This is a genomic window from Romboutsia sp. LXY-2 (assembly GCF_056171995.1).
Genome location: NZ_JBKFGI010000001.1, coordinates 660397 through 686838, shown reverse-complemented (window position 1 = coordinate 686838; position 26442 = coordinate 660397). Strand labels below are relative to the sequence as shown.

24 protein-coding genes are annotated in these 26442 nt (G+C 28.8%); all 24 read left to right on the top strand.

Annotated features, from left to right (window positions below):
• Positions 1 to 71: 71 nt before the first annotated feature.
• The 24 genes from galT to ACI48P_RS03145 all read left to right on the top strand — a co-directional run bounded on the left by galT (position 72) and on the right by ACI48P_RS03145 (position 26386).
• On the top strand, positions 72 to 1601 hold the full coding sequence (gene galT, locus ACI48P_RS03260; protein ID WP_475213417.1) for a UDP-glucose--hexose-1-phosphate uridylyltransferase: 1530 nt from the start codon (positions 72 to 74) through the stop codon (positions 1599 to 1601).
• A 112-nt stretch (positions 1602 to 1713) separates the two neighbouring features.
• Positions 1714 to 2754 carry an aldose epimerase family protein gene (locus ACI48P_RS03255; RefSeq protein ID WP_475213415.1) on the top strand — a complete coding sequence of 347 codons (1041 nt, stop codon included), beginning with the start codon at positions 1714 to 1716 and terminating at the stop codon, positions 2752 to 2754.
• 30 nt (positions 2755 to 2784) lie between these two features.
• Complete coding sequence (locus ACI48P_RS03250) at positions 2785 to 3729, top strand: alpha/beta fold hydrolase (RefSeq protein WP_475213413.1); 945 nt, start codon at positions 2785 to 2787, stop codon at positions 3727 to 3729.
• Between the two features lie 187 nt (positions 3730 to 3916).
• Positions 3917 to 4936 carry a SpoIVB peptidase S55 domain-containing protein gene (locus ACI48P_RS03245; RefSeq protein ID WP_475213411.1) on the top strand — a complete coding sequence of 340 codons (1020 nt, stop codon included), beginning with the start codon at positions 3917 to 3919 and terminating at the stop codon, positions 4934 to 4936.
• Positions 4937 to 5071: 135 nt separating this feature from the next.
• Positions 5072 to 5902 carry a sporulation transcription factor Spo0A gene (gene spo0A / locus ACI48P_RS03240; RefSeq protein WP_475213409.1) on the top strand — a complete coding sequence of 277 codons (831 nt, stop codon included), beginning with the start codon at positions 5072 to 5074 and terminating at the stop codon, positions 5900 to 5902.
• 95 nt (positions 5903 to 5997) lie between these two features.
• Complete coding sequence (locus ACI48P_RS03235) at positions 5998 to 7293, top strand: CCA tRNA nucleotidyltransferase (RefSeq protein WP_475213407.1); 1296 nt, start codon at positions 5998 to 6000, stop codon at positions 7291 to 7293.
• A 156-nt stretch (positions 7294 to 7449) separates the two neighbouring features.
• Positions 7450 to 8571 (top strand): putative cytokinetic ring protein SteA, encoded by a 1122-nt coding sequence (gene steA / locus ACI48P_RS03230; protein WP_475213405.1) that lies wholly within the window; start codon positions 7450 to 7452, stop codon positions 8569 to 8571.
• Positions 8572 to 8587: 16 nt separating this feature from the next.
• Entirely contained in the window at positions 8588 to 9463 is an 876-nt protein-coding gene (locus ACI48P_RS03225; RefSeq protein WP_475213404.1) for a copper transporter, read from the top strand.
• Between the two features lie 16 nt (positions 9464 to 9479).
• Positions 9480 to 10172: a glycosyltransferase family 2 protein gene (locus tag ACI48P_RS03220; protein ID WP_475213402.1), complete on the top strand. Its 693-nt coding sequence runs from the start codon at positions 9480 to 9482 to the stop codon at positions 10170 to 10172.
• Positions 10173 to 10178: 6 nt separating this feature from the next.
• Entirely contained in the window at positions 10179 to 11003 is an 825-nt protein-coding gene (locus ACI48P_RS03215) for a glycosyl transferase (protein ID WP_475213400.1), read from the top strand.
• 5 nt (positions 11004 to 11008) lie between these two features.
• The gene (locus ACI48P_RS03210) at positions 11009 to 12103 is read left to right on the top strand and encodes a DUF3866 family protein (RefSeq protein WP_475213398.1); all 1095 of its coding nucleotides are present in this window, start codon (positions 11009 to 11011) and stop codon (positions 12101 to 12103) included.
• The gene (locus ACI48P_RS03205; protein ID WP_475213396.1) at positions 12078 to 12608 is read left to right on the top strand and encodes an NUDIX hydrolase; all 531 of its coding nucleotides are present in this window, start codon (positions 12078 to 12080) and stop codon (positions 12606 to 12608) included. The genes ACI48P_RS03210 and ACI48P_RS03205 overlap by 26 nt, the downstream gene beginning before the upstream one ends.
• 61 nt (positions 12609 to 12669) lie before the next feature.
• Positions 12670 to 13275 (top strand): stage II sporulation protein M, encoded by a 606-nt coding sequence (locus ACI48P_RS03200; protein WP_475213394.1) that lies wholly within the window; start codon positions 12670 to 12672, stop codon positions 13273 to 13275.
• 12 nt (positions 13276 to 13287) lie between these two features.
• Complete coding sequence (locus ACI48P_RS03195; RefSeq protein ID WP_475213393.1) at positions 13288 to 14163, top strand: tyrosine-type recombinase/integrase; 876 nt, start codon at positions 13288 to 13290, stop codon at positions 14161 to 14163.
• 22 nt (positions 14164 to 14185) lie between these two features.
• Positions 14186 to 15358, top strand: coding sequence for a phosphopentomutase (locus tag ACI48P_RS03190; protein WP_475213391.1), 1173 nt, complete (start codon positions 14186 to 14188; stop codon positions 15356 to 15358).
• A gap of 25 nt (positions 15359 to 15383) precedes the next feature.
• A complete protein-coding gene (locus tag ACI48P_RS03185) occupies positions 15384 to 16196 on the top strand; it encodes a purine-nucleoside phosphorylase (protein ID WP_475214136.1) in 813 nt (270 codons plus the stop codon).
• A 167-nt stretch (positions 16197 to 16363) separates the two neighbouring features.
• Positions 16364 to 17689 carry a pyrimidine-nucleoside phosphorylase gene (locus ACI48P_RS03180; RefSeq protein ID WP_475213389.1) on the top strand — a complete coding sequence of 442 codons (1326 nt, stop codon included), beginning with the start codon at positions 16364 to 16366 and terminating at the stop codon, positions 17687 to 17689.
• Positions 17690 to 17892: 203 nt separating this feature from the next.
• Positions 17893 to 18942 (top strand): endolytic transglycosylase MltG, encoded by a 1050-nt coding sequence (gene mltG / locus ACI48P_RS03175; RefSeq protein WP_475213387.1) that lies wholly within the window; start codon positions 17893 to 17895, stop codon positions 18940 to 18942.
• Between the two features lie 98 nt (positions 18943 to 19040).
• Positions 19041 to 19688 carry an O-methyltransferase gene (locus ACI48P_RS03170; RefSeq protein WP_475213385.1) on the top strand — a complete coding sequence of 216 codons (648 nt, stop codon included), beginning with the start codon at positions 19041 to 19043 and terminating at the stop codon, positions 19686 to 19688.
• A 14-nt stretch (positions 19689 to 19702) separates the two neighbouring features.
• A complete protein-coding gene (locus ACI48P_RS03165; protein WP_475213384.1) occupies positions 19703 to 20635 on the top strand; it encodes a peptidase U32 family protein in 933 nt (310 codons plus the stop codon).
• Between the two features lie 48 nt (positions 20636 to 20683).
• On the top strand, positions 20684 to 21313 hold the full coding sequence (gene udk / locus ACI48P_RS03160) for a uridine kinase (RefSeq protein ID WP_475213382.1): 630 nt from the start codon (positions 20684 to 20686) through the stop codon (positions 21311 to 21313).
• A gap of 76 nt (positions 21314 to 21389) precedes the next feature.
• The gene (locus ACI48P_RS03155) at positions 21390 to 23078 is read left to right on the top strand and encodes a peptidoglycan D,D-transpeptidase FtsI family protein (RefSeq protein WP_475213380.1); all 1689 of its coding nucleotides are present in this window, start codon (positions 21390 to 21392) and stop codon (positions 23076 to 23078) included.
• Positions 23079 to 23153: 75 nt separating this feature from the next.
• The gene (gene sigK / locus ACI48P_RS03150) at positions 23154 to 23804 is read left to right on the top strand and encodes an RNA polymerase sporulation sigma factor SigK (RefSeq protein ID WP_475213378.1); all 651 of its coding nucleotides are present in this window, start codon (positions 23154 to 23156) and stop codon (positions 23802 to 23804) included.
• Between the two features lie 179 nt (positions 23805 to 23983).
• Entirely contained in the window at positions 23984 to 26386 is a 2403-nt protein-coding gene (locus ACI48P_RS03145) for a PAS domain-containing sensor histidine kinase (protein ID WP_475213375.1), read from the top strand.
• Positions 26387 to 26442 lie beyond the last annotated feature (56 nt).

The following is a 26442-nucleotide window of genomic DNA, read 5'->3' as shown; positions in this document are numbered from 1 at the left end:
TTGGAGCAAAAAATTCGTAAGTATCGGATTTTTTGCACCAACCTTAATTATTAATGGAGGAGACATAATAGATGAGTATATATAGAGAGTTTGAAAGGTTAGTTAATTACGGGTTAAAGAAGAAATTATTTAAGGTAGAGGATATTACTTATATAAGAAATTCCCTTATTGAATTATTTAAATTAGATGAATATATAGTTGATGAGGTTGAAAATGAGGATTTAGAAAATCCTACTTCTATATTAGATAATTTATTAAATTATGCATATGAAATGGGAATGCTAGAATATAATACTCCTGTTTATAGAGATTTATTGGATACAAAAATAATGAACTTGCTTATGCCTAGACCATCTGAGGTAATAAGGGAGTTTAGAAGCAAATATAAAGAAGATAAAATTAGTGCAACTGATTATTTATATGATTTAAGTAAATCATGTGACTATGTAAGAAGTAGTAGGATAGCACAAAATATTACTTGGAAGGCAGAAACTGAGTATGGTGAAATAGATATAACAATAAACTTATCAAAGCCAGAAAAGGATCCTAAAGCGATAGCAGCTGCAAGAAATATGAAGTCTGCGTCTTATCCACTGTGTCTACTTTGTAAAGAAAATGTTGGATATGCAGGAAGAGTAAATCATCCAGCTAGACAAAACTTAAGAATAGTACCATTTGAACTTAATAATGAAGAATGGAATCTTCAGTACTCTCCATATTCATACTATAATGAGCATTGTATAATATTCTCAAGTGAACATGTTCCTATGGTTATAAATAAAAATACTTTTGATAGAAACTTAGAGTTTGTGGAAAGATTTCCTCATTACTTTATAGGATCGAATGCTGACTTACCAATTGTTGGAGGATCGATACTTACTCATGACCATTACCAAGGTGGAAGATACGAGTTTGCTATGGAAAGAGCTGAAGATGTATTTAACTTTGAAATAAAAGGATATGAGAATATTAAATTATCTATAGTGAAATGGCCTTTAACTGTTGTTAGATTAAATGGAGATGACAGAGCTAAAATAAGTGAATTAGCTGATAAAATTTTAGTTCATTGGAGAGGGTACTCAGATAGTTTAGTAGGTGTACATGCATTTACAGATGAAACTCCTCACAACACAATAACTCCTATAGCTAGAAGAAGAGGAGAAAAATTTGAGCTAGATTTAGTATTAAGAAATAATAGAACTAATGATGAACATCCAGATGGAATATTCCATCCACATAAAGAACTTCATCACATAAAGAAAGAAAATATAGGGCTTATAGAAGTATTAGGTCTTGCAGTTTTACCATCGAGACTTAAAGACGAATTAGCTCAAATAAAAGAATGTTTATTAGATGAAAATAAAGTGAATTTAGTAAAAGAAGATGAAAATCTAAAGGTTCACTTAGATTGGTTTAATGTTTTAAAAGGAAAGTACGCTGATTTGAATGAAAGTAATATAGATGAAATATTAGAAATAGAAGTTGGAAATATATTTGCAAAAGTATTAGAACATTGTGGAGTATTTAAGTGGGATGACGAAGGTAAATCTGCAATGAACAGATATATGGACAATATTAAAAATTATATAGAAACTTTATAAAATATATAGACTTGTATTTTATTACAGATATTATTCCCGCTACTCTTGATGAGTAAGCGGGAAAATTTAGATACAAGTGATTTTTATATGAAATTTAAGGAAGAGGGATAATATGAAATATACTAAAATTGTGGTGGGAAGTATAGAAGGTCAAGAAATAGTTTTACATAATGTCAGAGCTTTTAATGGGTTTGAAGTGGAAATTCTTAATTTGGGTGGAATTATAACAAAAATAATAACTCCAGATAAAGATAATAAATTAGAAAATATAGTAGCAGGTTACAAAAATATAGAAAGTTATTATAATAATCCGTCATACTTTGGAGCTATAATAGGGAGAACTTCAGGTAGAATATGTGAAGGTAAAGTAATAATAGATGGGTTTGAATACAATTTAAATAATAATTATGGTGTTCATCAAGGTCATGGTGGAAATGTAGGTTTAAGTAGTAAAATTTGGGATGTAGAAGTATTAGAAAATAATGATAATATAGAGTTGATTTTATCTTCAAAGTGCTATGATGGAGAAGAAAACTACCCGGGTAACTTAGATGTAGTAGTTACTTTTAAAATTTATAAAGAATATATAATAGAAGAAACTTATGAAGCTAAAAGTGATAAAACAACATTAGTAAATATGACTAATCATAGCTATTTTAACTTAAGTGGAAATTTAAAAAGACCTGTGACTGAGCAATACATGAAGCTAGATAGTAGTTATTTAGCGGAGATAGATGATACTTGTATTCCAACTGGTAAAACTTTAGACGTGGAAAATACTCCTTTTGACTTTAGATATTTAAAGTGCATAGGTGATGAAATAGATGCAAATCATGAACAAATAAAAATAGGGTGTGGTTATGACCACCCATTTTTATTAGATAACAGTAAAAGTATATATATGGAAGATAAAATATCTAAAAGAAATATGACTATAACAACAAATCAAAAGAGTGTGGTAATATATAGTATGAACTTCCCTGACGATGAGATTTTATATAATGATAAAAAGACTCAAAGGCGTTTTGGGATATGTTTTGAGACGCAGGCTCCACCTATTGGTAGAGATATGTGCTTTATAGAGGATTCTATTTTAAATAAAGAAGATAAATATTTACAAAAGACAGTATACAAATTTGGTTTAGTAAAATAGAGACTAAATAAAAAAGGAAAGAAGTGTAATATGGAAGATATAAAAGATAAACAAAGTTTAACTTATGAAGATGGTTATTTTCTAGGCAAAGAAAATGCTCAAATATATTATAGAAAATATGAAGTAAATAACGGTAAAGCAGCTATAGTAATTTCGCATGGATTTTGTGAATCAGTTGAAAAGTATAAGGAACTTATAAAAATATTTAACGAAAATGATTTTTCGGTATATGCCCTAGATCATAGAGGACATGGAAAATCAACGAAGCTTGGAAAAAATAAGGGACAAATTAATGTTGAAAAATTTGATTATTATGTTGAGGATTTAAAAGCTTTTTTAGATAAAGTAGTATTACTAAATAAGAATAATAATAAATTTAATTTATTTGCACATTCTATGGGGGGAGCGATAGGTAGTTTGTTTTTAGAAAAATATAATGGTTATTTTGATGCAGCAATACTAAATTCTCCTATGTTAGAGATAGATACTGGTAAATATCCCAAAATAATATCTAATATAGTAGCTAACCTTGCTTGTATTTTTGGGAAGGGAGATGAATATGTATTAGGTCATGGGCCATTTAATGCAAAACCTAACTTAACGATCTCAGGAACTAGTAGTGAAGTAAGATATAATACCTATTTCAATAAACAACTTAAAAATGAATGCCTTCAAACTTCAGGTGCATCATTTAGATGGCTAAAAGAAGGTTTAAAGGCTACAAAAAATATAGTTAAGAAGGCAAATGCAAGTAAGGTTGAAATACCAGTTATTTTATTCCAGTCGGGAAAGGATACATTTGTTAAGGCTGAAGGACAAAATAAATTTGTAAGAAGTGCTAAAAACTGTAAAATTAGAATATTTAAAGAAGCTAAGCATGAGATTTATTTTGAGCGAGATGAAATATTTAATGTGTATATAAATGAAGTAATTAATTTCTATAAAAGTAATTTGAATCTTAGCGATAATATTTAAGTTACATTAATAATAAATGTAAAAAATAATAAGATATAAATACCCCGAAATCTAACAATTATTAATAAAGGTTTTGGGGTTAATTATGTTGGCAAATAATATCCTTTATTTAATAAATATGTGCATAATTTCCATCTTTAATTGGAATTATAAATACATAATTCAGTTAAATTAGGGAGAAGCGAAAATGAAAGATAAGTTAAAGAATAATAAACTATATTTTTATGTAGCAATACTCTGTTTTATATTAAGCATTAATATACTATTAAATGAAAATAAAAATTCATCAGTTGAAGTTTTTAATGAAAGTTCTTCAAAAAACTATGTATACCCTTTAGGCAATATTATAGGTGTTAAGGCGAATACTGATGGTGTTTTGATAGTTGGTTATGAAGAGGATAATGTAGAGTATATAGGAGGCCTTCAGATAGGTGACAATATAACAGCGGTAAATGACACTAAAATTAATAATAGTGAAGATATTACAAATATATTAGAAAAAACAAAAAACGATGAAATAAAGGTGACCTTTGAAAGAGATGGAGAGTATAAAATAGAAAATATAAAATTAAAAGAGATAAATGGACAATATAAGCTTGGAATTTGGGTTAGAGACAAAATATCAGGAATAGGAACAGCAACTTTTTACGACCCTAATTTAAAACAATTTAAAGCAATTGGACATGCTATTACAGATGTAGACACAAATGAACTACTTAAAATAAAAGAAGGAAATATATACGACCCTATAAATATTGGGATTACTAAGGCAAGTGACAGTAATCATGGTAAAATAAAGGGAGAATTTAAAACTAGCGATTCCATAGGAAGCTTTGTAAACAATTCTAAATTTGGAATTAGCGGAAAATTAGACAGTGAAAAATATGAAGAAGTGCAATTAATTGAAGTAGCAAAATCTAATGAAGTAGAATTAGGGCAAGCTATGATATTATTTGAAGACTCTAAGGGTGATATAGAGTCATATGAGATTATGATTAGGGACATTAAAACTGATGAAAAAACCGGTAAAAACATGATAATAGAAGTAACGGATAAAAAAATGATTGAATATACTGGTGGAATAATTCAAGGTATGAGTGGTGCCCCTATTATACAAAATAATAAGATAATTGGTGCAATTACTCATGTTTTCAAGAATAATCCTAAAAAAGGATATGGTATTTTTATAGATGAAATGTTAGAATAAAAAATATGACATTAAATTTTTAAAACTTATGAAGGAATATAATTTTACAGTGTCGAATAAGCTATTAGAGTAAAAAATATAAGTTTTTCTATATAAAAAAATAAAAGAAAAATATTTTAAAGAAAATGTTTTATTATGGGGGGAATTTTAGTGAACGAAAAAATTAAAATAGTATTAGCGGATGATAACAAAGATTTTTGTCAGGTGCTAAAGGAATACTTATCGAATGAAAATGACATAGAGATATTAGGGATAGCTAAAGACGGAATAGAAGCTTTAGATTTAGTTAAAAAGACTCAACCGGATCTTTTAGTGTTAGATGTTATAATGCCTCACTTAGATGGCTTAGGGGTAATAGAAAAATTAAATGCTATGAATTTGCCGAAGATGCCAAAAATCATAGTATTATCAGCAGTTGGTCAAGATAAAATAACTCAAAGTGCAATAAACTTAGGAGCAGACTACTATATAGTTAAACCTTTTGATTTTGTGATATTCATAAATAGAATAAGAGAGTTAGTATCAAATAGACCAACTCATATAGAACAAAAGCCAAGAACTCATGCAGATATACAAATGACTAGAACAACTGACTTCGTTAAAAATGTTGGTAATATAGAAACAGAAATAACTAACATAATACATGAAATAGGTGTTCCTGCGCATATAAAAGGATACTTATATCTAAGAGAAGCTATAAAAATGGTTATAGAAAATGTTGAGCTATTGGGAGCTGTAACAAAAGAATTATATCCAAGTATAGCTAAAAAGTTCAACACTACTCCGAGTAGAGTTGAAAGAGCTATAAGACATGCTATAGAAGTTGCTTGGAGCAGAGGTAAAGTTGATACTATAAACCAATTATTTGGATATACAGTTCACAATACTAAAGGGAAACCAACAAACTCAGAGTTTATAGCAATGATTGCTGATAAATTAAGATTAGAACACAGCATGGTAAAATAAATCAATATAATAAAAAGAGCCTTCTATAGACTAGAAGGCTTTATTTTTTGTGATAATAGTAATATTAGACACAAATAAAATAAGGAGATGACTACATGAGAATATATTTACCCGAACAAGTACAATTTATAATTGATGAAATATACGATGAAGGTTATGAAGCATTTATAGTGGGAGGATGTGTAAGAGATAGCATATTAGGAGTAAAACCACATGACTATGATATAACTACAAATGCTAAACCGGAGGAAATAAAAAGGATATTTAGTAATTTTAAAATTATAGATAATGGAATAAAGCACGGTACTGTAGGAGTTATAATAGACAAAGAAGTTTACGAAATAACTACATATAGACTTGAAGGTGAATATGAAAACAATAGAAGACCTAAAACTGTAGATTTTACATCTAATATAGTAGATGATTTAAAGAGAAGAGATTTTACTATAAATGCAATAGCTTATAATGATAAAATAGGATTAGTAGATAGATTTGAAGGAATAAAAGATATTAAAAATAAAATTGTAAAGACTGTTGGAAACCCTGATGAAAGATTTAATGAAGATGGTTTAAGAATTGTAAGAGCGATAAGGTTTAGTAGTAAACTTGGATTTAAGATAGAAAATAAAACATTAGACAGTATATATAAAAATGCTAAAATTATAAAAAATATAAGCAAGGAAAGAATAACAGATGAGTTTACTAAAATATTACTTAGTAACAATCCTATAAAAATAACACTATTGTTACAAACCAATATACTACAAAGTATTGGTGTGTATAATTATAAAAATAATAGTGTAGATGAAATTGAGAAAAACTTAACTATATTAAAAAAATGTAGTCATAATATAGAAGAAAGATTAGCTATGTTGGAGTATATTTTAAGTTTTAATGAAGTTAATTATATAGATCAAAAAGATAAAAGTAAATACTACACTGAATATATTATGTCTAAGAACATTGTAAATACTTTAATATATCCTAAAAAAGTATCAAATGATGCAAATACTTTTGTTGAATATATGTATAAAGATATACCATCTGATAAGGTAGCAATTAAATATATATTAAGTAAATTAGGTAGTGAAAAGCTAGAGAAAATATTAAATTTGAAAAAAATGTATAATAATTACTATTTAGGAGTAAAAATCAATAATAGTGACTTAAAAGAAAAAAATGCCTTAATAGATAATTGTATTAATGAAATATCAAAAATTGAAAATAATAAGGAATGTTATACTATTAAAGATTTAAAAATTAATGGGCAGATACTTACGACATTGGGATATAAAGGAAAAGAAGTAGGGGAAAAACTTAATTACTTATTAGAAGCAGTAATAGGAAATCCAGAGCTAAATGATAAAGATAAGCTTATTAATTTACTATAAGTTTAGTGGAAAATATAATTTTTTTAAGTTGATTAATTAAGTTATTGTAAGAAAATAGTAATAATCAAAAAGCAAAAGAAACTTAAATTATTTCTTTTGTTGTCAAATAATGCTATAATGTTATTTGTTTTAAAAAAGATATCGGAGGTTTTTAATATGAGAGTCGAAGCCCCTATTAAGGTCGATAGAAAAACTAAAAGGCTTTGTAAAAGACTTACAGGTGGAGAAATAGCAGTCATCAATCATATAGATATTGATGAAGTTGCCGCTAACTCATTGGTAGAAGGTAAGATAAAGCTAGTAATAAATGCTGCACCTTCTATAAGTGGAAGGTACCCAAATAAAGGTCCAGGAATTTTAACTGAGAAAAACATATTAATCATAGATAATGTTGGAGAAGAATTATTTAATGAATTAAAAGAGAATCAAACAATTGAAGTTGTAGATGGAAAGATATACAGGGACGGACAACTTATAGGTCAAGGTGATGTATTAGATAAAATTGAAGTATCAGCTAGATTAAAGAAGGCCTATGAAAATCTAGCAGTTGAGTTAGATAGATTTATAGATAACACAATAGAATATGCTAAAAAAGAAAAAGGATTTATATTGGGAGAGGTCGAAATACCTCATGTTAAAACACAGTATAAAAATAGGCATGTACTTATTGTAGTTAGAGGACAAGACTATAAAGAAGATTTAAGTACAATTTTATCTTACATAGAAGAAATGAAACCAATATTAGTCGGTGTAGATGGTGGAGCGGATGCCTTATTAGAGTTTGGATATACGCCAGATGTAATAGTTGGAGATATGGATAGTGTTAGTGATGAAGCACTTAAAAAAGCAAATGAAATAATAGTTCACGCTTATACTGATGGTAGAGCACCAGGTCTTAAAAGAGTACAAGATTTAGGATTAGATGCTATAGTATTTCCAGCACCAGGAACTAGTGAAGATATAGCTATGCTTATTGCCTATGAGTACAAAGCAGAGCTTATAGTTGCCCTTGGAACACATTCAAATATGATAGACTTCTTAGAAAAAGGAAGAAAAGGAATGGCTTCTACATTCCTAGTTAGATTAAAAATTGGTTCAAAGTTAATAGACGCAAAAGGAGTTAACTTACTTTATAGAAGTAAGCTTAAGATAAAATATGTATGGGCATTAATAGCGACTGCTTTATTCCCAGTATTAATACTTGCATACTTATCACCAAGCGTTCAACAATTTGTACATCTAATGCAGTTAAAGTTTAGATTGTTATTACAGATGTAATTATAGGAGGAGAAACATGCATATAAATATGAAATACTATATAGTCACTATAGGTGCTATATTTATTGCTCTAGGAATAGGTATAATAGTAGGTTTTAACCTAAACTATGACCAAGAACTTAGTAAACAACAAGCTGTTGTAATAAGTGATTTAGATAAAAGATTTGAAGAATTAAAGAAAACTAATGATAAGTTAGAAGATTCTTTAGGAAAACTGACAGAAGAATATGATGAGGCAATAGAATTTATAAATCAAAATACTGATAAAATAATAGTAGGTGTTTTACCTGAAAGAAGTGTAGGTATAATATCAACAAATGAAAATAATAACTATAATAGTGAAATAAGTGAAACTTTAACTAAAGCAAATGCAAGCGTGGCATTTGATATAGTAATAAAAGATAGTTTATTAGATGAAGCTAAGTATGAAGAGTTATCAACTAATCTAGGAGCTGAAATAAAAAGCAGTGAAGAATTAATGAACTTTATTGTAGAAGCACTAAGTGCTGAAGGAAATAAAGATAAAATAATAGACTTACAAGATGCAGGAATAATTGCTATAAACTCACTAAGTGATAATTATGCAAAGTATGACTCTGTCGTAGTAACAGGCGGAAGTGAAAGTAAGGATAGAGAAGAAGTAATTCAAAAGCTTGATAAAACATTAATTCCTAAGTTAAAAGAAAATAATAAATATGTAGTTGGTGTACAACATACAAATGTTAAATTCTCATACATTAATTTATTCAAAGAAGAGAAAATATCAACAATAGATAATATTGATGAAGGCGTTGGAAAAGTATCTTTAGTATTAGAACTTGAAAACATCAAAGTATATGGTAACTACGGAAGATTAGAAACTGCTGATAGTTTAATGCCATACAAGAAATAATAAAGGAGAGACTAAAATGAATCCTTACGTTAGTGTGATAATACCGGCTTATAATGAAGAAAATAAAATAAAAGATACATTAGAAAGCATCAAAAACATAGAAACTATAAATGAAATAATAGTAGTAGATGATGGATCTAAAGATAAAACAACAGAAATAGCAAAAGTTGTTGAAAGTGATAAAATAAAAGTATATAAATTAGAAAAAAATAAAGGTAAAGGATTTGCCTTAAACTATGGCTTAGATATTGCTATGAAAAATGCAGATATTATAGGCTTCTTAGATGGAGACTTAGGAAGTTCTTCAAGTGAAGTGGCGAAACTAATAACTCCGGTAATAAATAATGAAGCGGATGTTGTTATTGCAAAGTTCCCACCTGCTAAGAAAAAAGGTGGCTTAGGATTTGTAAAAAGACTAGCAAAAGAATCTGTACACGAAATGACAGGTGTAGAACTTGATGCTACATTATCAGGGCAAAGAATATTTAAAAAAGAAGTTTTAGAAAAATTTGATGAAATTCCATTTGGATATGGTGTAGAAGTTGGTATGACTATTGATATACTAAAATATGGTTATACAATAAAAGAAGTTTTAGTAAATATGACTCACAGTGAAACTGGAAGAGATTTAAAAGGATTTATCCATAGAGGAAAGCAATACTACCACATAAGAAAAGTGTTAGGTCAGAAAAAGAAAGAATGGAGGTAGTATTTAGTGAAGGAATTCTATCTGTATACTATTTTACTACTAGTTGGGCTTTTTGGAACTTATGCTATAATTCCATATTTTAAAAACCTTCTAGTAAACAGTAATGTGATTAGACCAAATTACAAAAAAGACATGATTCCGGTAAGTATGGGAATGGTATTTTTACCGATGATGATAATAAATGGAATAATACTAGCATACTTTACTAATGAGGCACAAAACTTATTATACTTATTCATATATATATTTGGTATGATATCAATGTTCTTTGCTGGAGTACTGGATGATATTATAGGTAATAGAGATGTTAGTGGCCTTAAAGGTCACTTTAAAAGTCTACTTAAAGGTGACCTTACAACTGGAGGATTTAAAGCACTATTTGGAGGTTTTGTAGGTGTAATTATATCTATAGCAATCTCTAAAAATGTAATTGACATAGTAATAAACACATTAATAATAGCATTATCAACGAATCTAATGAATTTATTAGACTTAAGACCAGGAAGAGCCATAAAAGCTTATTTACTTATCGTGACTACATTATTCCTAACTTTAGTAGGATATGTAAAGGCACTTCCACTATTAATTGTACCAAATGTACTGGCTTATTTTAGTCACGACTTAAAAGCAAAAGCTATGATGGGAGATACAGGATCTAACGTACTTGGAATATCAATAGGTATTCTAGTAGTACTTGGATACTCATTAAAAGTTAGATTATTATGGTTAGCATTTTTAATATTAATACATCTAATAACTGAAAAATACTCATTAACTAAGATAATAGAAAAGAATAAATTCTTAAACTACATAGATAAATTAGGAAGGTAAGCTTTATGATAAGTAAAAGAGTAGGAAGAGTAGTAGAGATAATTGACCAAAGTGAAGGATTAGATGATATAAGAGTAGAAGTTAATGGAGATATTCAAAGAGCATATAATTATACTAAGATGGTTGGAGAAGTTAATATTGGTGATGAAGTAATATTAAACACTACAGCCGTAGAATTAAGCTTAGGAACAGGTGGATATCATTTTGTTATAGCTAATTTAAACAATAGAGAGTCTGATTTAACTCCTGGTGGACATATTATGAAATTAAGATATACACCATTCCAGGTGAAAGTTAATTCAGTAGAAGATCATGAAAGTAAATATCATAAAATAATTGATGACTTTGAAAGCTTAGAAAATATGCCTGTAGTGGTTGGAACACTACATAGTATGTTAACTCCTTTTGTTGCATCATATAAAAGAAATAATCCAAATAAAAAGTTAGTCTATATAATGACTGATGGAGCAGCGCTTCCTATATACTTAAGTAAAAATGTAGATACCTTAAAAAATAAAGGACTTATAGATTATACAATAACAATAGGAAATGCCTTTGGAGGAGATTATGAGTGTATAAACATTTACACTGCATTAATTACAGCAAAGGAAATATTAAAAGCGGATGCAGTATTTGTAAGTATGGGACCTGGTATTGCCGGAACAGGAACTAAATATGGTTTCACAGGGATAGAACAAGGACCAATACTTGATGCTGTCAAGAAGCTTTCTGGTAACCCAATAGCTATACCAAGACTAAGTTTTGCTGATAAAAGAGAGAGACATTATGGAATATCTCATCACAGCATCACAGTACTTAAGGATATAGTAAATGTAGATGTAACAATACCAGTAACAACATATGAAGAAGAAAAATTAAATATCATAGACAAACAACTAAAAGATAATAAACTTGTAGATAAACATAATATTGTATATATTAAAAACAACAATGCAAAAGAAGATTTAGATTATTTTGGTTTGAAAGTTAGAAGCATGGGCAGAAATTTCGAACAAGATAAAGAATTTTTTGAAGCGGCTAGTGCAGCTGCATATTACTTGGTGGAGGTTTGTGATGGTAGTAGAAGAGAAAACTATTAGTAGCGATAGGGTCTATACTGGAAGGGTAATTAGCTTAAAGGTAGACACTGTAGAAATTCCACAACAAGGCTACAGAAAAAGAGAAATAGTTGAACATGGTGGGGCAGTTGGAATAGTTGCATTAACTGATGATAATAAAGTAGTATTAGTTAAGCAATTTAGAAAACCTATAGAAAAAATAATATGGGAGATTCCAGCTGGTAAACTAGAAATAGGAGAAAATCCTAGAGATTGTGCAATTAGAGAACTTAAAGAAGAAACAGGATATACTGCGGAAAATATTAAATTGATACATAAGTTTTATACTTCTGCAGGATTTTCAAATGAAAAAATATACATATATTTAGCTACAGGGCTTACACCTGGTGAAAGTCAATTAGAATCTGGAGAAAATCTAGATCCTTATATTGTAGATTTTGAAGAAGCTTATAATATGGTCCTTAAAAATGAAATTGAAGATGGTAAGACATCTATAGGATTATTGTTAACAAAAGATTTAATATAAAAGGCATAACCTCCCCTTATCTTACATAATATTTTGTAAGGGACAAGGGGAGGTTATAAATTTGAGAAAAACTTATAGAAAAAAGAATGTTGAAAAGATTAACAACCAAATAATAATTATTGGGCTAGCATTTGTGATATGTGTAGCTATTGGTGCATATTTAAACAAGATATGGACTTTCAGTCAAAATGATATATTAAACAATATTAGTCCGGCTGTAGATTATTATAGTTCAAGTGTTGCTTCTAAAGATGCGATAATATCAAACTTAAAAACAGATGTAGGCTTTATGGCTTTAATATCCATATTTAGTTTATTGATTGTAACAGTTCCTGCAGTTGCTATAATTTTTATATTAAAAGGTTTATCAATCGGCTATACTATAAATAGCTGTATATTAGCATTAAAATTTAAGAGCATTAAAATGATATTAATAATATTACTTAAGAACATTATAATAATCCCTGGTGCAATAATACTTATAATAATTTCTCTTAATTATATAAGGGAAATGATTTCTTCGTTGAAAAAATCAAATAAAGAGAATATACTATTCTTAGGTAGGAGATATTTATTAAATGGGGTAATTGTAAGTGCTATTACAGTAGCGTTACAATTGTTATTAAATACAGTAGGTATTAATATTATTAAGTTCCTAGTCAGATAAAGGAGTTTTACTATGGAGGTCATAAAGGAATACATAGACTATATTAAAGATAAAAAAAAATTATCACAAAATACTATATCATCATATTTTATTGATATAAAAAAATATACAGATTACCTAGAATCTAAGGGTACAAAATTAAGTGATGTAGTAGAAAATGATATCATTAGTTATATTATTGAACTTGAAAAGGCTAATGTTTCAGTTTCAACAGTATCTAGGATGATATCTTCTATAAAATCTTTTCATGATTATTTATTTTTGAATCATATAAATGATAATAATCCTGCAAAACATATAAGAAAACCAAAGATTAAACAACACGAATTGGATATACTAACAGAAGAGGAAATAGAATCACTTCTAAACTTTTCTAAGATGGATAGCGCCAAGTTGATAAGAGATAAGGCAATCTTTGAAGTTTTATATGGTACAGGCATGAGAGTATCTGAACTTGTAGATATGAATTTAGAAGATGTGGATTTAGACCTAGATTACTTATATTGTAACAGTGAAAAAAATCCAAGGGTAATACCTTTATCGGAAATAACAAAAATTTACTTAGAAAAATATATTAAGGAAGGTAGACCGGACTTAATATTAAAAGGAGAAAATGCACTTTTTGTAAGCTCTCTAGGGCAAAGGTTTACAAGGCAAGGGCTTTGGAAAATAATTAAGAAATACGCAAAATCTGCTAATATAAATAAAAATATAAATCCAAGTATGCTTAGACATTCATTTGCGATACATCTTCTTAAAAAAGGAGCAAATATTGCTGTTGTTAGTAAGATATTAGGAAATGCAAATTTATCAAGCTTACAAGGGTATTTAAATCACATAGATAAAAATGTGAGAAAAGAAATAATAGAAAAGCACCCAAGAAAATAATCTAACACAGGAGGACATTAAAATGAACAGAGTTATATGGATGATAATTGATAGTGTGGGGATAGGAGCATTACCAGATAGTGAAAAGTTTGGTGACAAAGGTGTAAATACATTAGGTAACATAGTAAAGGCTCATGGTGATATAAAAATACCTAACTTAAGAAAATTAGGTATTGGAAATATAGATGAGGCAGACTTTATAGATAGTATAGAAAGTCCTATAGGTGCATTTGGTAAATGTGCTGAAGTATCTCAAGGAAAAGATACAACGACAGGACATTGGGAGATGACAGGAGTACTTGTAGAAACTCCATTCAAAACATTTGCCAATGGATTTCCTAAAGAAATAATAGATGAATTTGAAAAAAGAACAGGTAGAAAAGTAGTTGGTAACAAACCAGCATCAGGAACAGCTATACTTGATGAATATGGTGAACACCAAATGAAAACTGGAGATGTAATAGTTTATACATCAGCAGACAGTGTATTCCAAATAGCTGCTCATGAAGAAATAATACCACTTGATGAATTATACAAAATGTGTGAAATTGCAAGAGAAATAATGATGGGTGATAATGCTGTTGCTAGAATAATAGCAAGACCTTATGTAGGTAGCGGTGTAGGTCAATTCTCTAGAACTTCTAACAGAAGAGACTATTCATTAAACCCATTTGAACCTACAGTATTAGATATGATAAAGGAAAGTAACCTTGATGTTATAGGTGTAGGAAAAATAGAAGATATATTTAATGGACAAGGTATAACAGAAGCTATTCATACTAAAGATAATATGGATGGTGTTGACCAAACTATAAATTATATGAAGCAAGATAATAATGGATTAATCTTCACAAATTTAGTTGATTTCGACTCAAAATACGGTCATAGAAGAGATACTTTAGGATATAAAGAAGCATTAGAAGAGTTTGATACTAGATTACCTGAAATAATAGAAAATATGAGAGATGAAGATATCCTTATAATAAATGCTGACCATGGTAATGATCCAACTTATGAAGGTACAGATCATACTAGAGAGTATATACCAGTACTAGTATATGGAAAGCAAATAAAAGAAGGTTTCAATTTAGGTATAAGAAATAGCTTTGCAGATATAGGAGCTACAGTAAATGATTTATTAAATGTTTCTTTACCAAAACATGGAACAAGCTTTAAACAAGACATAATGAAATAAATTGGAGGACAACGATATGGATAACATGTTTGAAAAAGTACAAGAAAGTGCAGCTTTTATAAGCTCAAAAAGTACTGTAAAACCTAAGGTAGGATTAATATTAGGTTCAGGACTAGGAGTATTAGCTGATGAAATAGAAAATCCGGTTAAAATAAAATATAATGATATACCAAACTTCCCAGTTTCGACTGTAGAAGGACATGCAGGTTGCTTAGTAATAGGAACTTTAGAAGGAAAAGAAGTTGTGGCTATGCAAGGTAGATTCCACTACTATGAAGGATACTCTCAAAGAGAAATAACTTTCCCAGTAAGAGTTATGAAAGCTTTAGGAGTGGATACGATAGTTGTTACTAATGCTGCTGGTGGAAGTAATACAAGCTTTAAGCCAGGAGATTTAATGGCAATAAGAGACCATATAAACTTAAGTGGTAATAGCCCATTAATAGGAGCTAATGATGAAAGATTTGGACCTAGATTCCCAGATATGTCAAAAGCTTACACTCCAAAATACGTTGACTTAGTAAAAGAGTGTGCAAAAGAATTAAACATAGATATAAAAGAAGGTGTTTACGCATTCTTCAGTGGTCCAACTTACGAAACGCCATCAGAAGTAAAGATGGCTCAAATTTTAGGAGCAGATGCAGTTGGTATGTCTACTGCACCAGAAGTAATAGTTGCTTCTCACTCTAAGATGGATGTTATAGGTATATCTTGCATAACAAATATGGCAGCAGGAATACTTGATCAACCATTAGATCATGAAGAAGTTATAGAAACTACTCAAAAAGTAAAAGCTGAATTCTTGAGTTTAGTTAAAGCTGTAGTAAAGAAAATATAACTATTAAATTAAATGGGGTTATCTCAGGTTCGAATTTTTTCGTTGGTAAAGGTAAGGCTATAAATATATTTATGGTTCTTATCTTGACCTAACTCCAAAATTCTAACATGCTGGGATGCCCCTTATTAAATTTAAATAAAATGGTAAAAGAATAGGAGAATGTGCATATGAGAATGTACGATATTATAAAGAAGAAGAGAGATAACCATGAGTTAACTAAAGCTGAAATAGATTTCTTTGTTGAAAAATATTCTAAAGGTGAGATACCTGATTATCAAGCGTCTGCATTACTTATGGCTATATATTTAAATAAAATGAACAAACAAGAGACTGTATATCTTACTGAAGCAATGATGCATTCTGGGGATGTTATAGATTTATCACAAATAGATGGTATAAAAGTTGATAAGCACAGTACAGGTGGAGTAGGAGATAAAACTACAATAGCTCTAGCGCCTCTTGTAGCGGCATGCGGTGCTCCGGTAGCAAAGATGTCAGGGAGAGGCCTGGGACATACAGGGGGGACATTAGATAAGCTAGAAGCCATACCAGGTTTCTCGATAGAAATGGAAGCTAAGAAATTTATTGATTCAGTGAATGAACATAAAATAGCAGTATGTGGTCAAACTGCAACAATAGCAGTTGCGGATAAAAAGATGTATGCTTTAAGAGATGTTACAGCTACAGTGGATAATATATCTTTAATTGCTGCTAGTATCATGTGTAAAAAACTTGCTTCAGGGGCAAATGCAATATTACTAGATGTTAAAACTGGTGATGGAGCATTTATGAAGACTTTAGATGATTCATTTGCACTTGCAAAGGAAATGGTTGATATAGGTAATGGAATGAATAGAGAAACTATAGGTATGATTACTGATATGGATGAGCCACTAGGATTTGCGGTAGGTAACTCTTTAGAAGTAATAGAAGCTATAGAAACGTTAAAAGGAAATGGACCAAAAGACTTTGTATTACTTTGTGAGACTCTAGGAGCATATATGCTAGTATTAGCTAAAACTTGTGCTACATTTGAAGAGGGGATTGAAAAAATAAGAGAAGCCATATCTTCAGGTGCAGCTCTTGATAAATTAAGAGTATTCATTGAAAATCAAGGTGGAGATAAGAGAATAGTTGATGATTATTCATTACTTCCTCAAGCTTCGAAAGTTGTAGAAATTAAAGCTCCAAAAAATGGATATATAAGTAAAATAGAAGCTGAAGAAGTTGGAGTTGCAGCTATGATATTAGGAGCAGGTAGAGAGACTAAAGAAGATATACTAGACTTAAGTGCGGGTATAGTTTTAGAAAAGAAAGTAGGAGACTATGTAAGCGAAGGCGATGTATTAGCTAAGATGCATCTTAACAAAGAAGATAAGTTAGAGTCTGCTATAGAAAGATTCATGGGTGCATATAACATAGTTGAAGAAAAAGTAGAGCCTAAGAAGTTAATATATGGTGTTGTAACTAAAGATGAAATGAAAAAATTCTAGAAAACTGATTAATAAAGGCCTAACGTGTAAACAATAACGTTAGGCTTTTTTACGCTGAAATCATAATCCTCGGTGAATTTTAAGCAGTAGACAAAGTTATTGTAGCTATGAGTAACCGCGAATTTTGACAATATTGTTGAAAATTTTTATGCTTAGATTTATAATATAAAGGATATAAATATATACAAGGAGTAGATAACCCTATGGATCTGAAAAAAAATAAATGGAAAATTGTAGGATTAACTGCTGTAATATTACTAGTTTTGGCTGGTATATTTGTAGCAAATCAAATAGGTCCTTATGATAAAAACAATAAAGAAGATATAATAGTAGAAATTCCAAGTGGATCTGGCGTAAGTACTATATCAAATATACTTTATGAAAACAAATTGATAAAAAATAAAGATATATTTAAAGTTTACGTTAAGTTAAGTAAAAAAGCACCATCAATAAAAGCTGGTACATATTTACTTAACCAAACATACTCAAATGGAGAAATAGTTGATTTATTAGTATCTGGAAAAATTCATCATGTAGGTGTAAAAATAACTATTCCAGAAGGTTCAACATATAAGGAAGTTATTAATATACTTGTGAAAAACAATATAGGTACTAAAGAAAACTATGAAGCTTTAATAAATAAACCTAGTGAGTTTTATGATAAGTTTGAATTCTTAAAAGCAGATGATATAACATCTTTAGAAGGATTCTTATATCCTGAAACTTACTTTATAGATGAAAAAGCTTCAGAAAAAGAAGTATTAACAATAATGTTGGCTGGCTTTAATAGTGTGTATACTGATGAGATTAAAGCAAAAGTTAAAGAATCTGGTAGAACTCTTCAGCAAATTGTAAATTTAGCTTCTATAGTAGAAAAAGAAGCTGTTTTAGATGTTGATAGACCTACAATAGCTAGTGTGTTTTATAACAGATTAGAAATTGGTATGCCTCTTCAGTCAGATGCAACAATACAATATATCTTTGAAGAAAGAAAAAAAATAGTAACTTATGCTGATTTAGAAATAGATTCACCATACAATAGTTACAAAAACAAAGGACTTCCACCAACACCAATAGCAAGCCCGGGAATAAAATCTATAGAAGCAACATTAAATCCAGATAAAACTAATTATCTTTACTTTGTTGCTAAGATGAATGGTGGAAATAATTACAGTGAAACTTATGATCAACATTTAAAATATGTTAAAGAATATAAAGAAGAAAGAGATAAGTTAAACAAAGAAAATAAATAAGAGATTTATTATAATCTAGAGCCTTGAAATTATGGATTATGCCTTTAAATATTAAGGCCTAATCCTATAATTTTGTAGGTCTACAAGGAGTGACATTTATGAGTAATATAGTAAATAATTTAGTGGAAGACTATATAAGAACTACATTAAAGGATACAAAGGGTCTACTTAAAGAACTTGAGGTTTATGCAGCAGAAAATAATGTCCCTATAGTGCATAAAGAAGTTGCAGAATTTTTAAAAGTATTATTAAAAGTTCAAAAGCCGATGAGAATTCTTGAAGTTGGATGTGCAATCGGATATTCATCAATTCTTTTTGCCTCAACAGTTGGTAAAGATGTACAAATAATAACTGTAGAGAGAAATGAAAAGATGATAGAACAAGCAAAGAAAAATATAAAGGAAGCTGGTCTTGAAAATAACATAACAATATTAGAAGGCGATGCTGAAGAAATGTTAAAAAGTGTTGAAGGAGAGTTTGATATGATATTCTTAGATGCAGCTAAGGGTCAATACAAGCTATTCTATGACATGGTAATAGACAAGTTAAAGGTAGATGGATTACTAATATCTGACAATATATTATACAAAGGTATGGTAGCACATGATGACTTTGTAATAAGAAGAAAGAAAACTATAGTTAAGAGAATGAGAAACTACTTAGATTATATTTGTACATGTGATTATTTAAGTACTTCTTTAATACCTATAGGAGATGGAGTTGCTCTTAGCTATAAAGAAAAATAAAAGAGGTGATTTAAATGCATCAATTAGAATTATTAGCACCTGCTAGTGATCTTAATAAATTAAAAGTATCTATAGAAAATGGAGCGGACGCAGTTTATATAGGTGGAGAAACTTTTGGAATGAAATCTTCAATGAAGTCTTTCTCTAAGGAAGAGATGATGGAAGGAGTTAAATTTGCACACGAAAATGGAAAGAAAGTATACGTAAATGTAAATCTAATACCTCACAATGAAGATTTTAGAAGCTTAGATGAATATTTATTAGAACTTGAAGAATGTAATGTGGATGCTTTAATAATAGGTGATCCAGGTGTATTAGACACGATAAAAAGAGTAACTCCAAATATGGAAATACATCTTAATGATCAGGCAAATACTACCAATTACTTAACAGCTAATTTTTGGTATAATCAAGGGATAAAAAGAGTTAATGTTTCTAAAGAATTATCATTAGTGGAAGTGGCTCAAATAAGAGCCAAAACTCCTCTAGATATGGAAATAGAAGCATTTGTCCAAGGAGAAATGATTATATCTTATTCTGGAAGATCGTTAATAAGTAGCTTTATGTCAGGTAATAAATTTGACAGTCAATATGATTTTGAAGATTTATCATGGAAATATAGCTTAACAGAAGAAAAAAGACCTGGTGAATATTATCCAGTGTATGAAGATAAGGGTGGAACATTCTTATTTAACTCAAAAGACTTATGTATGATAAATAATATAGAAGACATAGTTAAGTCAGGTATAACATCTTTAAGAATAGAAGGAAGAATGAAATGTGATAGCTATTTAGCTACTATAGTTAGAACGTATAGAAAAGCTATAGATGAGTTTTATAAAAATCCAGATGATTACAAGGTTGACCCAAAGTGGATGGAAGAAATACAAAATCTAACACATAGAGAATATACTACAGGATTCTATCTAGGAGAAATGGAAAATTAAAAATTAAATATAAACAAAGCAATAATATGCTAAGGAGAGAAAGAGCAGATGAAGAATAAGAAGAGACCGTTAATAATAGGAATAACAGGAGGAACTGGTTCTGGGAAGAGTACAGTTTGTAAAGCTATAATAGACAATATACCAGAAGAAAATATAGCTACATTAGAACAAGATGCTTACTACAAGGATCAAACTCATTTAAGTTTTGAAGACAGATTAAAAACTAATTATGATCACCCGTTAGCGTTTGACAATAAGCTTCTTATAAACCATATAGAAGAATTATGTGAAGGTAAAGTAATAGAAAAGCCGATATATGACTATGAACTTCATACAAGAAAGCATAATGAAACTGTATCTATACCTCCTAGAGATATAATAATAGTTGAAGGTATAATGATACTTGAAGACGAAGAATTAAGAGATAAACTTGATATAAAAATATACGTAGATACTGAAGATGATATAAGAATCCTTAGAAGAATCCAAAGAGATATAAAAGAAAGAGGTAGAACTGTAGATTCAGTAATAGAACAATACTTAACTACTGTAAAACCTGCTCATGACCAATTTATAGAGCCATATAAAAAGTATGCTGACATAATAATGCCTGAAGGTGGTCAAAATGAAGTAGCTATAGATATAGTTATTTCTAAAATAAGAACTATCTTAGACTAAAATTATATAAATTATTTATTATAGTATTAACCCCTTAGAAGTTGTCAAAAATGACAAGTATCTAAGGGGTGATTTTATGTCAAGAGATAAAGGTCCATTAAATAAAAGAACAAAAAGAAGAGCCTATAGTGCATTTACATTTTGTTTTATAATGTACTCCATACTAATATATAGATTAGTGGATATACAAGTATTAAAGGGTGAGGAATATCAAACAAGGGTAGAAAATCAAAATACTGTTAAATACAGTAAGAATAGTGGTAGAGGAGTTATATATGATAGGAACAATAAACCTCTAACGGATATTGAAAAGAAACAAATTATATTAGTTTCTAAGGAAGCTTTAAACAATGATCCAAATATATTAAATCTTATAAAAGATGCAACAGATATGACTGAAATAGAGATTTATAAAGAGTTTCAAGAACAAACAAGTTCATCAATGATAGAAATAGAGACAAAATACATAGATGAAAATAAAAAACTTAAACTACAGAAAAATGATATTATAGTTACAGAAAAGACAGAAAGATACTCAAAAGATTCATTACTTTCTCATACGATAGGGCATCTTAAAAAGGATGATAACTCTGGAGAGATGGGAATAGAAAAGAGTATGAATGATATACTTAGTAATTCCAATGAAGAGTATATCTCAGTTTTTAAGGCTGGAGCATCAGGTAATAAGCAAGGTTTAGAAGTACTAAAAGGAAGTATAAAAGAAGTTGATGAAAATGAAGAAGATAGACATATTAAACTTACTATTGACTCTGGTATTCAAAAGATTGTAGAAGATGTAGTTGATAAAGAGGAAAATCCTACTGCTGTAGTAATATCAGATGTAGATACTGGTGAAATACTATCGATGAGTTCTAGACCAAACTTCGATCAAAATAATATTGAACAGTATTTTAGTGATAATGTATCGGATGACGGTGTATTTATTAATAGAGCAACAAAGGCTATTTATTCACCTGCATCGACATTCAAATTGGTTGTGTTATACGCAGCACTTGAAAATAAAGTTATAGATTCAGATTATACTTATAATTGTACTGGAAGCGCACAAGTAGGTAATGGTGAAGAAAAATTAAACTGTAATAAGATAGATGGTCATGGAGTTCAAACATTACAACAAGCTTTATCAAATTCGTGTAATACTGCATTTTATGATATAGCTTCTAAGCTAGGTAAAGATAAAATAATGGAAGCTGCAAAAACTCTTCATTTAGATGAAAAAGTTGATATAGGAATAGACGAAGCATATAGAGAATTACCAGAAAATATTGCTTTAAATTTACTTGCTATAGGACAAGGGGATTTGGGACTTACGCCGTTACAAATAAATCAAATGACTCAAATTATTGCTAATAATGGTACTTATACTCCACTGTATATGTATGATAGCGTAGTTGATAATAATATGAATACTATTAAGACATTTAAAAGCTCTAAGGAAGAGGAAATAATTTCACCATATACTCTTACTATTGTTAAAGAAATGATGAAAGACGTAGCTGTAGAAGGAACTGCAAAAGATTTAAGTGAGTTAGAAGGCGAATGTGGAGTAAAGACTGGAACAGCACAATTAAAAATAAATAAACAAGATGTTACCAATGGATTAATAACTGGATATTATCCAGCAGACAATCCTAAATATGCAATAACTATTGTAGTCGAAGGAACTTTTAAAGATGGAGTTGTAACAAATAAGTCAGCAGTACCAATATTTAAAGAGATATGCCAAAAATTAAATAAAAAATAATTATACAAAATAGTCAATTTAGCTAGGCAGTCTTCATATAATTTACAATGACATGTGAAATAAGGGGGTGGCCTTTTGACTATTTTGAAATCATTTGAAAAACCATTAACCCCTGAAGAAGAGCTAGAATATCTAAACAAATTTAAATTAGAGAACGACGAAAATGCAAAAGAAGTGTTAATTGAAAGAAACATGAGATTAGTAGCGCATATCGCAAAGAAATATAACAATTCTAATGAAGATCAAGATGATTTAATATCTATTGGAACTATTGGACTTATCAAAGCTATAGACACTTATAACATCGAAAAAGGAACGAGACTTGCTACTTATGCTTCAAAATGTATTGAAAATGAAATACTTATGAACATAAGAACAAATAAGAAAAATAGAGTGCAAGTTTCCCTTCAAGACCCTATAGGAATGGATAAAGAGGGTAATGAAATCAGTCTAATTGATGTTTTGGCAAGTGATATTGATGATATTCTTGATAAAGTAGAACTAAATGTACAAATAAGTAAACTTTACGAGCAACTGGATAAAATCTTAACTCAAAGAGAAAGAGAAATAGTTAAGCTTAGATATGGATTAACACCTAATGGATATAAGACACAAAGAGAAATAGCACAAAGACTTGAAATATCCAGATCCTATGTTTCTAGGATAGAAAAAAGAGCACTTAAGAAACTGAGAAAAGAATTAAAATCAGAAAAAGGTCTTACTTAAAGTAAGGCCTTTTTTGTTGGAAAATGTTTCTATTTCTAATCAAAAACTGACAAAATAATCTTTTTACCTGTGCTAATATAACATATATAGTAATAAAATCTAATAATAACCATGATAACAACAGTTTTAATGAAAAATAGTTAGAAAAAAGGATTATTTATAGAGAGGATGGTGGCTAGATGAATAATTTATATAATAGTATAGAAATAATAGAAATCTTAAATTTTGTATTAATGATTTCCATACCTTTTATATGTGCAGCTTTGTATAGGGTAAGCAAAGAATTATCCTTTTTGAGTATAAGCTTAATATATGTAATAGAAATAGTATTATGGTTAGTTTTTATTAAGTATGATTATATAAATATATCTAAAATGCAGAAACTTTATATATACAGTCTTGTATATATAATTAAGCCAGCATTATTCTTATTATTTAGTAAGCATATTATATTTTCAAAAAGATTAAATACAATAATAGTAGTTTTAGATGCTATGGCAATATTGTCGATGCAAGTTGGATATGAAATTAGCATAATAATTAATGTTTTAATTAATAGCTTTGTAATAAACTATGGAATTGTTAACAAAATGAAAACCTATAATAGCGAATTACATACAAATAAAAAGAAACTGAAATTAAATAATAAATACATCTCAAAGGCAACTCAGCAAATAGCTTTAGAATATGACCTTCAAAGTCAATATAAAGATGATATAAATAGGTTAAATGAAAAAGTTAGCAGATCAATAGAAGAAGTGAACACCCCAGTATTTGTGCTAAATAATGAAAGACAATATATATACAGTAATAAGTGCTTTGAAGATATGCTAATGCATGATGGTATAAAGACTTCAGAACTTGACATTAAGAAATATATGAAAAGAAAATTTGTAAACAGTGATGAAGTATTAGATTTAATAAAGAAAATTAATAGTGAAGGTAATAATATAATCACTTTAAGTACATATGATGATAAAATATATAGATTTATATGCTCTACAGATATTATTAATGGGAAAGGCATAATATATTGTATTTTAAATGATATTACTCAAAGTACATTAATTCAAAATAAGCTTAAGGAAAGTGAAGAGCGTTATAGAAACCTTATGGATATTTTAACAGATGGTGTAATTATTCATAACAATAACACTATAAGTTATATTAACCATAGAGCAATAGATTTATTTGCATTAGATGAAAGTATAAAAAAAGTATGGTTAGTAGATGATTTAAGTATTAAATTAAGTAAAAAGTTTAAGAATGATTTTTTAAATAATATTAATTTAGTTCAGCTCGGAAAGAAAGACAAAACTACCACAAAAATTGAAACCGAGGAAGGAAAGATAATAGAGTTTGTAACTACTAAAATCACTTTAAATGAAAAACAAATGCTTTTAAGCTTAGCCATAGATATTACAACTTTAGAACATGCAATGATGGAGCTTGAACAAAGTGAAAAAACATACAAATTGTTACTACAAACATTACCTGAAGGTATCGTTATTATTGATAAAAAAACTAATAACTACACTTATAGAAATAAAGCTATGATAAAGTTATTAAAAAATATTGGAGCTGACAATTTAAATAAAATAGTTACTGATTATATTAAAAAGAAAGAATATGGTAGGTTTAAAAAGTTCACGATTAATGGTAATGAAAAGTGTGATATATCTATAGCAATAATAGATATGATTGAAGATGGCAATTACTTAGTTGTAGTAAGAAATTTAGAAAATGCACTTAAGGTTGAAAAGGTTGCAGAAAAGCTTAGTGAAATAAAAGCTAAATATAAATTTAAGACTGAATTCTTAGCTAGCGTAACTAAAGATATTAAAAAGCCTATAAATATAATATCTAATACTAATAACATATTGGATATTAATAAAGGCAAATATGAGTCTGAAAAGATTAATAATTATACTAGGTTAGTTAAACAAAATTGCTATAGACTTATTAGAATATTAAATAATATTGAAGAAATCGAATCAATAGAAAATGGCAGTTTTAAGATGAATTACAACAAGGTTAATATAATTAAGTTAGTAAATAATATAGTGGATTTATCAAGAAGCTATACTGATGAAAAAGGATTAAAAATAGATTTTAAAAGTAATGTAAAAAGCAAAACATTGTTTGTTGATAAAGTCAAATTAGAAAAAGTACTTCTAAATATTATAGCAAATTCTATTAAGTTTACAGAAACAGGAGGAAGAATAAGTGTTGAAGTAAATATGGTTAATAATGAAGTACATATTTCTGTACAAGATAGCGGAGTTGGCATTCCACAAGATAAGATTGGAGTTATCTTTGAAGATTTTGAGCAAGTAGATAGAACCTTATCTAGAGGGGCTGAGGGTACAGGAATAGGACTAGCTCTAGTTAAAAAGCTGGTAGATTTACACCAAGGTCAAATAAACGTAAAAAGCAAAATAGGTGTGGGAAGTAGCTTTGAAGTAATTCTAAGGGATAATGAAAATGAGGGTATACATCAAAATATTACTTCTTATGATGATTTTATTGATAAAGAGAATATAGATATAGAATTTTCTGATATATATTTAAACCTAAACTAAAATATTTAGAATTTAGATATGATTAGGAACTAATTTACAGTAAAAGGAGAATAGTT